The following is a 13,959-nucleotide window of genomic DNA, read 5'->3' as shown; positions in this document are numbered from 1 at the left end:
TGAAGGCCGACGGAGGCCTGCCGGCGCTCGCCGCGATGCAAGCGGGCGCTCACATCGCGGCGGGCGCCACGGGGGTCACGGATTGATGTACTGGAACAGCGACATGTTCTGCAGCTGCGCATACGCCTTCTGCGCGCCGCTCAGCGCGTTCTGCACCTGCAGGTACTGGCTGATGGTCGTCACCATGTTGGTGCTGGTCAGGTCCGACAGGTTGCTGCTCGTCTGCAGCGCCGCGGTCTGGTTGACGGCCTGCATCGCCTTGACTTCCTGCTCGCGGCCGCCGACCGATGCCAGCACCGTCGTGACGTTGCGCATCGTGTTGTTGATGTTCGTCGCGGCCGTGCCCATCGTGTTCGACAGCGCGGCGCCCGCCGCCGGGTTGCCGGTGACGGGCGTCTTCAACGCCGTGATCATCGAATCGAGCGTCGAGAACACGTCGACCCCGCTCGCCTGCGGCGCGGGCGTGACCGAAAAGGTGTCGTTGACCGCCGGCGTGCCCGACACCGCCACCTTCATCCCGCCGCCGAGCGCGATCGCGGTGCCCGACGTGTAGGCCTGCGCGGGCGTGGTCGTCGGCGGCGACGCCGTATTGTCGGTCACCGTGTAGGTCGGCGCGGCCGCCGTGCCGCCGAAGGTGATCGTGAACTGATGCGCGTTCGTCGCGGCCGACGGGTCCGTCACCGTGACGTTGCCGATGGTGGCCGTGCCCGTGTTGCCCGCGCCGGCCGCCTGCACCGGCGAGCTGCCCAGCGCCTGCACCGACATGAACACCGAGAGGCCCGAGTCGCCCTGCGGCACGCTGCGCGAATCGTCGATCTGTACCGTGCGCGTGCCTGTATCGCCGACATAGCTGATGCCGCCGGCCGCGTTCTTCGTGAACGGCGCCGACGAATTCTTGTAGCCGGCGAACAGGTAGTTGCCCGCGCCGTCGGTCGAGTTCGCGAGCGACAACAACTGGTCGCGATAGCCCTCGAGCTGCGTCGAGAGCGCCGCGCGGTCGCTGTCCGCGAGCGAACCGTCGCCGGCGCGCACGATCACCGACTGGATGCTGCCGAGCACGGTGCCGACGTTCTGCAGCGTCTGGTCCTCGGCCTGCAGCGACGCGAGCGCCACGTTCTGGTTCGCCGCGTACTGCGACAGCGTGGCCGACGTCATCGACAACTGCACCGCCTGCGCCGCGCCCACCGGGTTGTCGGCCGGCGTCGTCAGGCTCACGCCGCTCGAGATCTGCTGGTAGAGCTGCGCGAGCTGGGCCTGCTGATCGTTCATCTGGCCGACGTTCAGCTGGTAGAACTGGGTCGTGGAAATCCGCATCGTTTCTATCCTCTCGAATCCGGTCAGCTGAACAGGCCCAGCACGGTCTGGAACAGCGAAGCCGCGGTCTGGATCACTTTCGCGTTCGCCTGGTAGAGCTGCTGGTACTGCATCAGGTTCGCGGCTTCCTCGTTCTGGTTCACGCCCGACACCGACTGCTGCGCGGACGTGATCTGGCCGACCAGCGCCGTCTGTGCCGTGCTCGACGACTTGAGCTGGCTCGCGGCGTTGCCGATGTTGTTCACGTAGTTCGCGTAGGCGCCCGTGAGCGTCGTCGTGCCGCCGCCGAGCGTCTTCGCGTTGACGAGCTTCGACAGCGCGAGCGCGTTGCTGCCGTCGCTCGTGCCGCCCGCGTACGGTCCGATCTTGAACGAATCGCCGTCCGACGGCGTGCCCGACAGCGTGACGGTCACGCCATTCATCGCCCCGGCGGCCGTCCCGGACATCGTCATCGCCGCACCGGTCGACGGGTCGTACGGCACAGAGTCGGTCGGATTGTTGATCGTCACCGAAGTCGGCGGCGTGCCCGGGATCGTCACGGTGGTTCCGACCGGGAAGCCCGACAGCGACTTCGTCGCCGCGTCGTAGGTCAGCTTGGTCGACGGCACCTGGTAGCCGGCGCTCACCCCGCTCAGCGCGATCGTGGCGGTGCCGATGTTGGTGCTCGACGGCGACGTGATGGCCGGCGACGCGGCCGCGATCGCCGAGCCGCTCGTCGTCGCGAGGCCGAAGCCCGACAGCGCGCCGCGCGTCGGAAGCACGGTGAACTGGTCGCCGGCATTCATCCCGCCGGACGAGAACGAGAAGTTCAGCCCGCCGAGCGAAAGCGGCATCGGCCCGGTCTTCTGGTCGACCACAGCGCCGCTCGCGCGGTCGGTCAGCGTGTAGTTCGTGCCGTCGTACGACAGCGTGTAGTCGCTCGTCGTCGGCTGCGACGGGTTGGCGAACGAGACGGAAAGCGACGCGTTGCCGGTATTGCCCTGATTCGAATACACGTCCGGGGCCGCCACCGTGAACAGGTCGCCGCCCGGCTTGCCCGACAGATCGACGCCGAGCGCGTTCTGCCCATTGACCTGCGCGGCGAAGCTGGCCGCGACCGCGCCGAGTTGCGCCTGCGCGGGGTCGAGCGTCTGGCTGCGGAACGCGAGCAGGCCACCGAGCGTGCCGCCCGACAGCGACGCATCCGGCAGCGCCTGGTTCGGGCCTGGCGGATTCGCGCCGGCGATTCCCTGCGACACGACGGTCAGCTCGCTCGGATCCGACGGCGACGTGACGGTCGCGAGCTGATAGCTCTTGTCGGCGAGAACGAGCGGCTGGCCGCCCGCGAGGAACACGCTGTAGCCGCTGTCGCTGCGCACCACCTGCACGCCTGCGAGGCTCGACAGGTTCGACACCGCGAGGTCGCGCTGGTCCATCAGCTGGTTCGGCGGCTGCCCCTGGCTGCTCGCCGCCGAGATTTGCTGGTTCAAGTTCGCGATCTGCGCGGTGTACGTGTTGATCTGCGACACCGTGCTGGTGAGCTGCGTATTCACGCTCTGGCGCAGCGCGTCGTACTGCTGGCCGGCCGCGTTGAGCTGATTCGCGAGGATCTGCGCGTTGCTGATCGCGGTCTGCCGCACCGACGGATCGGCGGCGCTGTTCGCCACGTTCTGCAAGCCGGTGAAATAGCCGGTGATCGCGGTCGAGATCCCGGCCGTCGGGCTGCCGACGTAGTTGTTCAGCTGCGCGACGAGCGAATACCACGTCGACAGCCCGCCGCCCTGCGACTGCGCGCTGTTCAGCTGGTCGCTCAGGTACTGGCTGTACTGCCGCTGCACCGTGGCGGTGTTCACGCCCTGCGGCATGTAGCCGCTCGACGTGTACTGGCCGCTCGCCTCGGCATAGACCGGGCGTTCGACCGAATAGCCGGGCGTCGCGGCGTTGCTGATGTTCTGACCGGTCGTCGTGAGGCCCCAGAGCGCGGCATTGAGGCCGCTGACACCGAGGTTCATGAGTGTGTTGGACATGCGCGATCCTGATGAGCCGGCCGCGCTGCGGCCGCCGGGTTGCGTGACTCCCGGTATAACGGCCACGGATCGGAAAAATTGAGGGAAAAATGCGCATGCGACGCGCGCGTGCGCGTCGTCTGTCGAACGGCCCGGCGGCCGCGCCCGGCACCGGTGCGAAAGCGGCCCCGGGCGGGGCCGCGAGAGGGGCGTGCGTCAGGCCCGCGCGAGCGAGCGGCGCTTCATCTCGAGCTGCGTGATCAGGCGCTGCAGCGTGTTCTCCGCGCTGCCCGGCAGCGACATGAAGCGAAAACCGAGCTGGAAGCGTCGCGAACCGTTCGGCATCTGGGTCGAACGCTGCGACACGAGCCGCAGGTCGAGCGACAGCGTGCCGTGGCCGGTCAGCTCGAGCTCGACGTCCGGCAGCAGCGTGCCGACCTCGAGCGCCTCGACACGCTCGTCGGCCGTGCGCAGGCCGACGCCGCCGAGCGACAGGTTGTGCACCTCGAACACGAAGCGCTCGCCGTCCGGCAGCTTGCCGCGACACAGGAACGGATCGACGACCGGCGCATCGACACGGAAATACTCGCGGCGCTGGATGCACATCAGCACGTCGGGGAAATCGGCGACGAACGCGGGCAGCCCCTCGTAGCGCGTCTCGCGCGGCGTGTTCGTGGTGAATTCGACGCGCACGCCTTCGGGCGCCGCCGCGAACGTGCAATGCGACGCGCCGAGGATGCCGGCGTTCTGCTCGGACAGCGCGCCCCAGTCGAACGTGAACCTGCGCGCGCCGACGTCGACCTCGAGCAGGCGCGTGACGAGCTGGCCGCCCGGGTACTGGACGGTCAGAAAGTCGCCTCGGTTCACGAGGTTGCGCAGCTGCACGCCGATCTCCAGCGGATTGCGGCGGGCGTAGTCAGGCCCGGAATGGCCCGCATCCAGGCTCGGATCGGTCGACGTTTCGATATTCATGGCTAGCCGGTTTCTTTTCATGGGCGCCCGGGCGACCGGGGCGCAGTAAAACCGGGCCAGAACATGGCCCGGTTGCAGGTCTCACACACTTAGCGGCAGTGCTCACCGAAAGTTTAGATCGAAATGCCGGTTTTTTTCGCGCAAACGTTGAAACCGCGCGCGGCTGGGTGCCGGACGCGGTCCGTAAGACTGCAAGAAACGGGCGGCAGGCGGGGCCGTTGCGGCCCCTGCCCCGTCAGCCGATCTGCTGCATGATCGATATCAGCTTCTTCGCGTAGTTCGGGTCGGTCGCGTAGCCGGCCTTCTGCAACCCGTGCGCGAAGCCCTCGACGCTGCGGCTCGCGCTCAGCACGCCCGCGTAGCGCGGGTTGTTCTTCAGCAGGTTCGCATAATCGGTCATCGCGTGCTCGTACGAATCGTACGCGCGAAACTTCGCGACGACGCGGCGCGGCGTGCCGTTCACGTATTCGGTCGTCAGCGCCGACACCGTGCGGCCCGTCCAGCCCTTGTTCGCCTTGATGCCGAACACGTTGTAGCTCGTCGAGCCGTCGGTCGCGCGGATCTCGCGCTTGCCCCAGCCCGATTCGAGCGCGGCCTGGCCGACGATGAAGCGCGCCGGGATGCCGGTGGTCGCGCTCGCCGCCTGGGCCGGGCCGGCGAGCCGGTCGACGAACGCGTCGGCGTCCTGCGCGCCGCTCGCGCCCTTCAGCGGCGGCGTCAGCGCGCTGCCGGCCGTGTAGCCTCGCGCGCCGGCGAGCCCGCCGTTGTTCGCCGCGTTCGCGTAGGCCCTCGCCATCGCGTTCATCGCGGCCAGGCTGCCTTCGTTGCCCGACGTGCCCGAGCCGGCCGCACCCAGGCCGACCGCGCCGAGCCCGGCCGCGCCGGCGTCGGCCGCCGTGTCGCCGCCCGTGCCCTGCCCCGCGTTGCGCAGCAGCTGCTTCATCAGCGCGTCGGCCACGCCGATCCCGCGCTTCGACATCTGCTGCGCGAGCTGCTGGTCGAGCATCGACGTGTACATCTTCGACGTGTGCGAATCGAGCAGCCCGCCGTCGGGCGTCGCGTCGCGCATGCTCTTGAGCATCATCTGCGTGAACATCGCGTCGAACTGGCCGGCGACTGCCTTCGCGCCGGCCTGCGGCGACTGCTTGGCCTGCGCGCGCAGCGCGTCGAAGCCCTGCACGTCGAGTGCGAAGCGCTGCGTCAGGTCGTTCGCGTTCGGAAGATTCGCTGCCATTTAGATGATCTCCAGATCGGCGCGCAACGCGCCGGCCGCCTTCATCGCCTGCAGGATCGACATCAGGTCCGCCGGCGTCGCGCCGAGCGTGTTCAGCGCCTTCACGACGTCGGCGAGGTTCGCGCCGGCCGTCACCATCTTCAGCGCGCCGTTGTCCTGCTTCAGCTGGATCTGCGACTGCTGCGCGACCACCGTCTGCCCGTTCGAGAACGGCCCCGGCTGCGACACCACGGGCTGCGTGTTGACGACCACCGACAGGTTGCCGTGCGCGACCGCGCAGCTTTGCAGCGTGACCATCTGGTTCATCACGATCGAGCCGGTGCGCGCGTTCAGGATCACCTTCGCGGCGGCCTTGTCCGGGCTCACGTCGAGGTTCTGCAGGCGCGCCATGAACGCGACCTGCTGCGCGGAATCCGCCGGCGCGGCGAGCTGGATCGTGCGGCCGTCGAGCGCCGTCGCGGTGCCCGGGCCGAAGCTCGAATTGACCGCGGACACGATGCGCTGCGCGGTGCCGTAGTCCATGTCGTTCAGTTGCAGTTGCAGCACGCCGTTCATCTGCGCGATCGCGTTCGGCACCGCGCGCTCGACGATCGCGCCGCCGACGATCCGGCCGGCCGCGAGCTGGTTCACCTGCACGCGGCTGCCGTTCGCGCTCGCCCCCGCGCCGCCGACCGCCATGTTGCCCTGCGCGAGCGCGTACACCTGGCCGTCCGCGCCCTTCAGCGGCGTGAGCAGCAGCGTGCCGCCGCGCAGGCTCTTGGCGTTGCCGAGCGACGAGACCGTCACGTCGAGCGCCTCGCCCGGCCGCGCGAACGGCGGCAGCGTCGCGGTCACCATCACGGCTGCGACGTTCTTCAGCTGCATGTTGTTCATCGACGACGTGCCGCCGTTCGCCGAGCCGTTGTTGATCGAGATGCCGAGGTTCGCGAGCATGTTCGCGAGCGTCTGCGTGGTGAACGGCGTCTGCATCGTCTGGTCGCCCGTGCCGTCGAGACCGACGACGAGGCCATAGCCGATCAGCGGGTTGTCGCGCACGCCCTGGATCTGCGCGAGGTCCTTCAGGCGCTCCGCATGCGCGGGTGCGGCGCCGAGCGCGCATGCCGCCAGCACGAGCGCGGCGGCGAGCCGCGCGACGGCAGGCACGGGCGACACACGGGACGACAGGCGATGGAAAAGAGACTGCTGCATCGTCATCACCACGGTGCGATGTTGAGGAAGAAGCGCTGCAGCCAGCCCATCGTCTCGGCTTCGTTGATGTAGCCCTTCGCCGAGTATTCGATCCGCGCGTCGGCCACCTGCGTCGAGTAGACCGAGTTCGCGCCCGAGATCGTGTTCGGGTTGACGACCCCGGAGAAGCGCACGAACTCGTTGCCCTGGTTGATCAGCATCTGCTTCTCGCCGCTGACGACGAGATTGCCGTTCGGCAGCACGTTGGTGACGGTCACCGTGATCGTGCCGTTGAACGTGTTCGCCGCGCTGGCGCCGCCGGTCGCCGCGAACTTGTTGTCGCCGGCCGCCGACAGGTTCGCCTTCGCGAACAACCCGCCGAGGAAGCCGGCCGTCGGCACGTTGAAGTCGGTGTTGCCCTGCCGGTTGGTGTTCGCGCCCGACGACTTGGTCGCGTTGATGTTTTCCGCGATCACGATCGTCAGGATGTCGCCGATGTTGCGCGGCCGCTGATCCTCGAACAGCGGCCGGCCCGCGTAGCCCGGGTTGTAGATCGAGCCGGGCGCCTGCATCGACATCGGCATCGGCGGCTGCGCCGTCATCGGCTGCTGGATGATCGGGTCGCGCGGAATCTGCGCGCAGCCGGCGAGCGCGGCCACCGCGACCGCGCACGCGGCGCGGACGGGGGCTGACGGGAGGAGGCGAACCTGCTTCATGGCGACGACGGGACTTTCCGGTTAGCTCTTCATCTGCGTGACGGTCTGCAGCATCTGGTCGGACGTCGTCACGGCCTTGCTGTTGATCTCGTACGCGCGCTGCGTCTGAATCATGTTGACGAGCTCCTGCACGACGTTCACGTTCGACGCCTCGACATAGCCCTGGTTGAGCACGCCGGCGCCGTTCAGGCCCGGCTGCGACACGTTCGGCGCACCCGACGACGTGGTCTCGGCGAACAGGTTCTCGCCCTTCGCCTCGAGGCCGGCCGGGTTGATGAAGGTCGCGATCTGCAGCGAGCCGATCTGCACCGCGTTGCTCGAGCCCGGCTGCGTGACCGACACGACGCCGTCCTTGCCGATCGTCAGCGACTGCGCGTTCTGCGGCACGGTGATCGCCGGCAGGATCTGGTAGCCGCTCGACGTGACGAGCTGGCCTTGCGCGTTGGTCTGGAACGAGCCGTCGCGCGTGTATGCGTTCGTGCCGTCCGGCATCAGCACCTGGAAGAAGCCCGCGCCGTTGATCGCGACGTCCTTCGAGTTGCCGGTCTGCGTGAGGCCGCCCTGCGTGTACAGGCGCTCGGTCGCGACCTGCTGCACGCCGGTGCCGAGCTGCAGGCCCGACGGCAGTTCGGTTTGCTGCGTCGAGTTCGCGCCCGGCTGGCGGATGGTCTGGTACAGCAGATCCTCGAACACCGCGCGCGACGCCTTGAAGCCGTTCGTGCTGGTGTTCGCGAGGTTGTTCGAGATCACGTCCATCTGCGCCTGCTGCGCATTCATGCCGGTGGCGGCGATGTAGAGCGATCGGTTCATGTTGAATCTTCTCCTGGTAGCGAGGGCCGTGCCGCTCAGCTGAAGTTGAGCAGCTGGTTCGCCGACTGCTCGTTCTGGTCGGCCGTCTGGATCAGCTTCGACTGCAGCTGGAACGCCCGTGCGTTGTCGATCATCGCGACCATCGCGGTCACCGGGTTCACGTTGCTGCCTTCGAGCGAATTCGGCGTGACGACCACGCTCGGGTCGGCGTCGGCCGGATTGCCGTCGGCGGTGCGGAACAGCCCGTCGTTGCCGCGCGTGAGTGTGGCAGGGTCGGGGTTCACGAGCTTCATCTGGTCGACGATCGCGACCGCCGTCGGCGGGTCGCCCGGCATCAGCGCGGACACCGTGCCGTCCTTGCCGATCGTCACTTCCGCGTTCGGCGGCACCGAGATCGGGCCGCCGTTGCCGATCACCGGCAGGTTGCTCGCGTTGACGAGCTGGCCGTTTTCGTCGACGTGCAGGTTGCCCGCGCGCGAGTACGCCTCGCTGCCGTCGGCGGTCTGCACCGACAGCCAGCCGGCGCCCTGCACCGCGACGTCGAGCGGGTTGCCGGTGCGCGTGATCGGGCCCGGTGCGTAATCCGCGCCGGGCGTCGACGCGAGCACGTAGGTGCGCGTCGTCGTCGGGTCGATGTTGCTGCCGTCGCCGAAATTCATCGGCACCGCGCGATACGTCGCGAGCTGCGCGCGAAAGCCCGTCGTCGACGCGTTCGCGAGGTTGTTCGCGACGATCGCCTGCTGGTCGAGCGACTGCGACGCGCCCGTCATCGCCGTGTAGATCAGTCGGTCCATGGCTGCCGGTTATCCGCGCATTACAGGTTGATGAGCGTCTGGTCGACGCTCTGCTGCGTCTTGATCGTCTGCGCGTTCGCCTGGTAGTTGCGCTGCGCGGTGATCAGGTTGACGAGCTGCGACGTCAGGTCGACGTTCGAATTCTCGAGCGCGCTGCCCTGCAGCGAACCGTGGTTCGTGCTGCCCGGCGACGAAATCTGCGGCACGCCCGACGCGGACGATTCGGCGTACTGGTTGCCGCCGAGGTTGACGAGCCCGTTCGGGTTGTTGAAGTTCGCGAGCACGATCTGGCCGAGCACCGCCGTCTGGCCGTTCGAGTAGTTGCCGGTCAGCTTGCCGTCGGCGCCGATCGAGAAGGTCGTCAGCGTGCCGCTCGCATAGCCATCCTGCGCGAGGTTGTTCACGCCGTCCTTGCCGCCGTACTGCGTGGTGCCGGTCAGGTCGAGCGTGAGGCTCTGCGGCGACGCCGAGCCGTCGGTGTTCGGGACGGAGAACTGGAACTGGCCGAGCGATGCGGTCGGTGCGGCCGGCGAGCCCGTCGTCGTGCTCTGGATCGCGCCGGACGAGTCGAACGTGACCGTGCCGAGATCCGTCGTGGCGCCGCCCTGCACGCCCGCGTAGGCTTCCCACGTGCCGGTCGCCGACTTCACGAAGTACATGTTGACCGCCTGCGAGCCACCGAGCGAGTCGTACACCTGGATCGACGTCGAGTAGTTGTACGTCGTGGTGTCGGTCGCGCTGAACGGCGTCTTGGCCGGCACCGTGTCCTGCGAGTTCAGGTTGAGCTGGGCGGAGATCTTGGTCGTCGCGGTCGGCGCGATGTTGGTGGTCGGCGCCTGCAGCGGCACGGTCTGCGCGGTGTTGATCACGCCGCCCATGTTGGCCGCGTAACCCATCAGGTTGCGGCCTTGCGAATCGACGATGAAGCCGTTCTTGTCGCGCTGGAACGTGCCGTCGCGCGAGTACGTCGTCACGCCGTTGTTCGACATCTGGAAGAAGCCGTTGCCGTTGATCGCGACGTCCAGCGACGAGTTCGTCGTGTTGATCGTGCCTTGGCCGAATTGCTGCTGCACCGATGAGAGCGCCGTACCGATCCCGATCTGCGTGTTGACCGACGTCGCGACCGAGTTCGCGTACATGTCGGAGAACTGCGCGGTGCTCGACTTGAAGCCGACCGTGTTCGCGTTCGCGATGTTGTTGCCGATCACGTCGAGCGCGTTCGATGCGCCGGCGAGGCCGCTCAGACCCTGTTGATAACCCATTTCGGTCTCCGTTTTCGAGAAAGCTGGATCAGTTGGTGGTGGTCGTGCCGCCGGACGACGACGACGCGGTGTTCGGGAAGATCGACGCGACCTGGGTCAAGCCCACCGTCGTGCCGTTCGACAGCACGAGCCCCGCCGTGCCGTCGGCCTGCTTGATCACGCTCTGCACCTGCGCGGCCGCGAGCACGGTCGGCGCATACGTCTTGCCGTCGGAGCCCGTGTACTGCGCGCTCACGGTGTAGTTGCCGTCGGGCAGCGCGTTGCCGGACGCATCCGTCGGCGTCCAGTTGAACGGCACCGTGCCGGCCGACTGCTTGCCCGCGTCGATCGTGTTGACGACGACGCCCGAGCTGTTCTTCACGGTGATCGTCAGGTTCGACACGTCGCTCGTGAGCGACACGCCGAACGGCGACGCCGCGCCGCTCTTCACCGCGACGCTGTTGCCCGGCGCGAGCACGTTCGTGCCGATCAGCAGCGCGGCCTGCGTCTGCTGCCCGGCCGCGAGCTGCGTCGACAGCGACGTGAGCGACGTGTTCAGCTGCGCGATGCCGCTCACCGTGTTGATCTGCGCGAGCTGCGACGTCATCTGCGAGCTGTCGACCGGGCTCGTCGGATCCTGGTTCTGCAGCTGCGTGACGAGCAGCTTCAGGAACGTCGCCTGCAGGTCGCTCGCCGACGTGCCGGTCGTCGACACGTTGTTGGTGTTCATCGTGTCGGTCGGCAGGGTCGACACGTTGGTGCCGTTGCCGCCGATCGTCGTGCTGGAGGAAGTCATCCTGGGTGGCCTTGTTTCGGAACTGTCGGGTCTGGGTCTCGATGCGGAAACACGCGCTGCGCGCGGCTTACGTGCCGATCGTCAGCGTCTTGAGCATCAGCGTCTTCGCGGTGTTCAGCGTCTCGACGTTGGCCTGGTACGAGCGCGACGCCGAGATCATGTTCACCATCTCCTGCACCGGATCGACGTTCGGCATCTGCACGTAGCCGTTCGCGTCGGCGGCCGGGTTCGCCGGGTCGTAGGTCGACTTCATCGGCGACGGATCGTCGACCACCTTGGTCACGCGCACGCCGCCGACGCCCTGGCCGGACGCGGTGCGCGCGCCGCCGATCGGGTCGGTCGCGAACACGACCTGCTTTGCCTTGTACGGCTTGCCGTCGGGGCCGGTCGCGCTGTCGGCGTTCGCGAGGTTCGACGCGGTGACGTTCAGGCGCTGCGATTGCGCGGACAGCGCCGAACCGGCGACGCCGAAGATGTTCATCAACGAGGGCATGAGGGCTCCTTGTGCTCGGATACGGAAGCGGCGCGCGCTTATGAGTTCGTCGAGATCGCGGCGATCATCGCCTTGATCTGCTGGGTCATCACGGTCATCCCGGTTTCGTAGTGCAGCGCGTTGTTCGCGAACTGCACGCGCTCGACGTCGAGATCGACCGTGTTGCCGTCGAGCGACGGCTGCAGCGGCATCCGGTACTGCGCGCGACCGTAGTCGTCGGCCGGGCCGCCCGTCGGAATCAGCTTCGCGGTGCCGGCCATGTGGCCCGGCGCCGTCGACACCATCGTCATCCCGCTCGTCACGCCGGCCGGCTGCGCCATCGGCAGCTGCGCGGCGTTGCTCGGCGCGAGGCCGCCGCCGGTCTGCTTCAGCGAACGCGCAAGGGTCGACGCGAAATCGACGTCGCGGGCCTGGTAGCCGGGCGTGTCGGCGTTCGCGATGTTCGACGACAGCAGTTCCTGCCGATAGGCGCGCACGTCGAGCGCCTGTCGGCCGAACGCGAATTCGGCATCGAGTTTGTCCAGCATGTGTGCGTCTCTCCGTATGAAGCGCTGCACGCCCCCTTGCGCCGGATGGCGACCCAAGGGGCTTTTTTCCATGACAGCGATGGTAGGCGTCGGGCGCAACCGGCAATCGGACGAATAACGCGGCAAAGGCCCCCTCTATTCATCGTTTGCGCGACGGCCCGGCTCCCTAGAATGCGAATCGGATCAACGGCTTCGAGGACACGGCGATGACAGGCGCACTTCGCGGAAACGACCGACGCGGCACACGCATGGCGCGTGCGTTCGCGCTCGCCGCGGCGCTGTGGTTCGCGGTGCCGCTTGCACACGCGGACGACGGGATGATCGTGATTCCCGGACGCGGCGAGACGGCCGAGACCGCGCTCGCGCATGCGAACGCGGCGAGCGGCGGGCAGTTCGGCGGGAATGCGGGCACGGCTTCGGGTACCGGCATGGCGATGGCGGGTGGCGCCGGCGTGACCGGCGCGGCCTCGGCCGGCTATGCGGCGCAGCCGGCCGGCGCGATGGTCGTGACGAGCGTCCCGCCGCCGGCCGCCGTGCCGGCTCCCGCGCCGCGCCCCGCCTATGCCGCCGCGCGCACGAACGCCGGCTATGACGCGCGGCGCGCCGCCGATCCGGGTGCCGTCGCGACCGTCGTCGCCGGCACGGCCGAACCCGCATCGAATCCCGCGCGAGCGGCCTTCGCCGCGCGCATGGCGGCGGCCCGGGCCGCTTCAGCCGCGCCGGCCCCGCGCGCGCCGGGCGCTGCCGCGAACCCGGCCCAGGCCACCACCGCGTCCCAGCCGGCCACACCGCCCGGCCAGCAGGACCCCGACTCGATCCGGCGCACGGCCCTCGCGTTCCTGCAGCAGCAGGTCGCGGGCCTGCCGGGCAAGACCACCGCGACCGTCGCGGCCGCGTTTCCGCGCGGGCTCGCTGCGTGCACGACGCTCGAGCCGTTCCTGCCGACCGGTGCGCGCCTGTGGGGCCGCACGACGGTCGGCGTGCGCTGCGCCGGCGAGCGGCCGTGGACCGTCTATCTGCAGGCGAAGGTCGCCGTGCAGGCCACCTATTACGTCGCCGCGCGGCAGATCGCGCCCGGCGAGCCGCTCACCGTGGCCGACCTCGTCGCGCGCGACGGCGACCTCACGGTGCTGCCGCTGGCGGTGATCACCGATCCCGCGCAGGCGGTCGGCGCGACCGCGCTGGCCCGGATCTCGGCCGGGCTGCCGTTGCGCCAGGACATGCTGAAGAGTGCCGCGTCGGTGTCGGCCGGCCAGACGGTGCGTGTCGTCGCGGCCGGACCCGGTTTCACGATCTCGGCCGATGGCAGCGCGCTCGCGAATGCGGCGCCGGGCCAGTCGGTGCGGGTCAGGATGGCGGCGGGCCAGATCGTCACGGCGATCGTCAAGGACGCCGGGACCGTGGAAATTCCGCTATAGGGGCGGATCGCGCCGCAAGATTGTAAAGAATTGTTTATTCGGAGGATTTCGGGCTCACGATGCTAAAGTTCGGGCCGACCCGGCCGTTATCTGGGTCATACCGTACAGGAAACCCATCGTGAAAATCGATTCCACTCCGAACCCGAGCCCCCTCGCGTCGACCGGCAACGGCGCGACCCGCGCGCAATCCGGCGCGGCTTCGTCGTCGTCCGCGCAGGCGGCCGACGCAGGATCGACCGGCGGCGACACGACCGTGAACCTGTCGGGCCTGTCCGGCCAGCTGCGTTCGCTGTCGGCCTCCGGCAGCGCCGACATCGACACGGCCCTCGTCCAGTCGATCAAGGACGCACTGAGCAACGGCACGTTGACGATCGACGTGAACAAGATCGCCGACGGCGTACTGAATACCGCCCGCGACCTGCTACAAAAGCAGCGCCCGCAGGGCAACTGAGCCGGTCCGGGGCCCGTCACGCCCTGACCGGTCCCCTGGAT

General features: G+C 68.5%; 14 protein-coding genes. 2 read left to right on the top strand and 12 right to left on the bottom strand.

Going from position 1 to position 13,959, the window contains the following annotated elements; translation table 11 throughout:
* Positions 1-75: 75 nt before the first annotated feature.
* The 12 genes from flgL to flgB all read right to left on the bottom strand — a co-directional run bounded on the left by flgL (position 76) and on the right by flgB (position 12,049).
* A complete protein-coding gene (gene flgL / locus WS75_RS02760; protein ID WP_059679049.1) occupies positions 76-1,314 on the bottom strand; it encodes a flagellar hook-associated protein FlgL in 1,239 nt (412 codons plus the stop codon).
* Positions 1,315-1,337: 23 nt separating this feature from the next.
* Positions 1,338-3,320: a flagellar hook-associated protein FlgK gene (flgK, locus tag WS75_RS02755; protein WP_059679048.1), complete on the bottom strand. Its 1,983-nt coding sequence runs from the start codon at positions 3,318-3,320 to the stop codon at positions 1,338-1,340.
* A 195-nt stretch (positions 3,321-3,515) separates the two neighbouring features.
* Positions 3,516-4,271: a flagellar brake protein gene (locus WS75_RS02750; RefSeq protein WP_059679047.1), complete on the bottom strand. Its 756-nt coding sequence runs from the start codon at positions 4,269-4,271 to the stop codon at positions 3,516-3,518.
* A gap of 235 nt (positions 4,272-4,506) precedes the next feature.
* Entirely contained in the window at positions 4,507-5,505 is a 999-nt protein-coding gene (gene flgJ / locus WS75_RS02745; protein WP_059679046.1) for a flagellar assembly peptidoglycan hydrolase FlgJ, read from the bottom strand.
* Entirely contained in the window at positions 5,506-6,693 is a 1,188-nt protein-coding gene (locus WS75_RS02740; RefSeq protein ID WP_059679068.1) for a flagellar basal body P-ring protein FlgI, read from the bottom strand.
* A gap of 5 nt (positions 6,694-6,698) precedes the next feature.
* Positions 6,699-7,388 carry a flagellar basal body L-ring protein FlgH gene (gene flgH, locus WS75_RS02735; protein ID WP_059679045.1) on the bottom strand — a complete coding sequence of 230 codons (690 nt, stop codon included), beginning with the start codon at positions 7,386-7,388 and terminating at the stop codon, positions 6,699-6,701.
* A gap of 21 nt (positions 7,389-7,409) precedes the next feature.
* Positions 7,410-8,198 carry a flagellar basal-body rod protein FlgG gene (gene flgG, locus WS75_RS02730; protein WP_014895799.1) on the bottom strand — a complete coding sequence of 263 codons (789 nt, stop codon included), beginning with the start codon at positions 8,196-8,198 and terminating at the stop codon, positions 7,410-7,412.
* Positions 8,199-8,233: 35 nt separating this feature from the next.
* Positions 8,234-8,992, bottom strand: a complete 759-nt coding sequence (flgF, locus tag WS75_RS02725) for a flagellar basal-body rod protein FlgF (protein WP_059679044.1) — start codon at positions 8,990-8,992, stop codon at positions 8,234-8,236.
* A 20-nt stretch (positions 8,993-9,012) separates the two neighbouring features.
* Complete coding sequence (gene flgE, locus WS75_RS02720; protein WP_059679043.1) at positions 9,013-10,254, bottom strand: flagellar hook protein FlgE; 1,242 nt, start codon at positions 10,252-10,254, stop codon at positions 9,013-9,015.
* 28 nt (positions 10,255-10,282) lie between these two features.
* The gene (gene flgD, locus WS75_RS02715) at positions 10,283-11,029 is read right to left on the bottom strand and encodes a flagellar hook assembly protein FlgD (protein WP_059679042.1); all 747 of its coding nucleotides are present in this window, start codon (positions 11,027-11,029) and stop codon (positions 10,283-10,285) included.
* 67 nt (positions 11,030-11,096) lie between these two features.
* Positions 11,097-11,522 carry a flagellar basal body rod protein FlgC gene (gene flgC, locus WS75_RS02710; RefSeq protein ID WP_059448498.1) on the bottom strand — a complete coding sequence of 142 codons (426 nt, stop codon included), beginning with the start codon at positions 11,520-11,522 and terminating at the stop codon, positions 11,097-11,099.
* Between the two features lie 38 nt (positions 11,523-11,560).
* Positions 11,561-12,049, bottom strand: coding sequence for a flagellar basal body rod protein FlgB (flgB, locus tag WS75_RS02705; RefSeq protein WP_059448497.1), 489 nt, complete (start codon positions 12,047-12,049; stop codon positions 11,561-11,563).
* Positions 12,050-12,255: 206 nt separating this feature from the next.
* Here flgB and flgA point away from each other — a divergent pair, with 206 nt between their 5' ends.
* Both flgA and flgM read left to right on the top strand, forming a co-directional pair.
* Positions 12,256-13,467, top strand: a complete 1,212-nt coding sequence (flgA, locus tag WS75_RS02700; protein WP_059679041.1) for a flagellar basal body P-ring formation chaperone FlgA — start codon at positions 12,256-12,258, stop codon at positions 13,465-13,467.
* A gap of 118 nt (positions 13,468-13,585) precedes the next feature.
* The gene (gene flgM, locus WS75_RS02695; RefSeq protein WP_059679040.1) at positions 13,586-13,918 is read left to right on the top strand and encodes a flagellar biosynthesis anti-sigma factor FlgM; all 333 of its coding nucleotides are present in this window, start codon (positions 13,586-13,588) and stop codon (positions 13,916-13,918) included.
* Positions 13,919-13,959: the final 41 nt, after the last annotated feature.

Origin of the sequence: Burkholderia sp. FL-7-2-10-S1-D7 (assembly GCF_001524185.1) — a bacterium.
Lineage (GTDB): Bacteria > Pseudomonadota > Gammaproteobacteria > Burkholderiales > Burkholderiaceae > Burkholderia > Burkholderia diffusa.
This window is presented reverse-complemented; position numbering and strand designations above follow the sequence as displayed.

What these genes read in the sequence shown, in the direction of transcription:
- flgL (WP_059679049.1), bottom strand. Translation starts at nt 1,314, where the DNA reads ATGCGGATTTCCACGACCCAGTTCTACCAGCTGAACGTCGGCCAGATG.
- flgK (WP_059679048.1), bottom strand. Translation starts at nt 3,320, where the DNA reads ATGTCCAACACACTCATGAACCTCGGTGTCAGCGGCCTCAATGCCGCG.
- WS75_RS02750 (WP_059679047.1), bottom strand. Translation starts at nt 4,271, where the DNA reads ATGAATATCGAAACGTCGACCGATCCGAGCCTGGATGCGGGCCATTCC.
- flgJ (WP_059679046.1), bottom strand. Translation starts at nt 5,505, where the DNA reads ATGGCAGCGAATCTTCCGAACGCGAACGACCTGACGCAGCGCTTCGCA.
- WS75_RS02740 (WP_059679068.1), bottom strand. Translation starts at nt 6,693, where the DNA reads ATGCAGCAGTCTCTTTTCCATCGCCTGTCGTCCCGTGTGTCGCCCGTG.
- flgH (WP_059679045.1), bottom strand. Translation starts at nt 7,388, where the DNA reads ATGAAGCAGGTTCGCCTCCTCCCGTCAGCCCCCGTCCGCGCCGCGTGC.
- flgG (WP_014895799.1), bottom strand. Translation starts at nt 8,198, where the DNA reads ATGAACCGATCGCTCTACATCGCCGCCACCGGCATGAATGCGCAGCAG.
- flgF (WP_059679044.1), bottom strand. Translation starts at nt 8,992, where the DNA reads ATGGACCGACTGATCTACACGGCGATGACGGGCGCGTCGCAGTCGCTC.
- flgE (WP_059679043.1), bottom strand. Translation starts at nt 10,254, where the DNA reads ATGGGTTATCAACAGGGTCTGAGCGGCCTCGCCGGCGCATCGAACGCG.
- flgD (WP_059679042.1), bottom strand. Translation starts at nt 11,029, where the DNA reads ATGACTTCCTCCAGCACGACGATCGGCGGCAACGGCACCAACGTGTCG.
- flgC (WP_059448498.1), bottom strand. Translation starts at nt 11,522, where the DNA reads ATGCCCTCGTTGATGAACATCTTCGGCGTCGCCGGTTCGGCGCTGTCC.
- flgB (WP_059448497.1), bottom strand. Translation starts at nt 12,049, where the DNA reads ATGCTGGACAAACTCGATGCCGAATTCGCGTTCGGCCGACAGGCGCTC.
- flgA (WP_059679041.1), top strand. Translation starts at nt 12,256, where the DNA reads ATGACAGGCGCACTTCGCGGAAACGACCGACGCGGCACACGCATGGCG.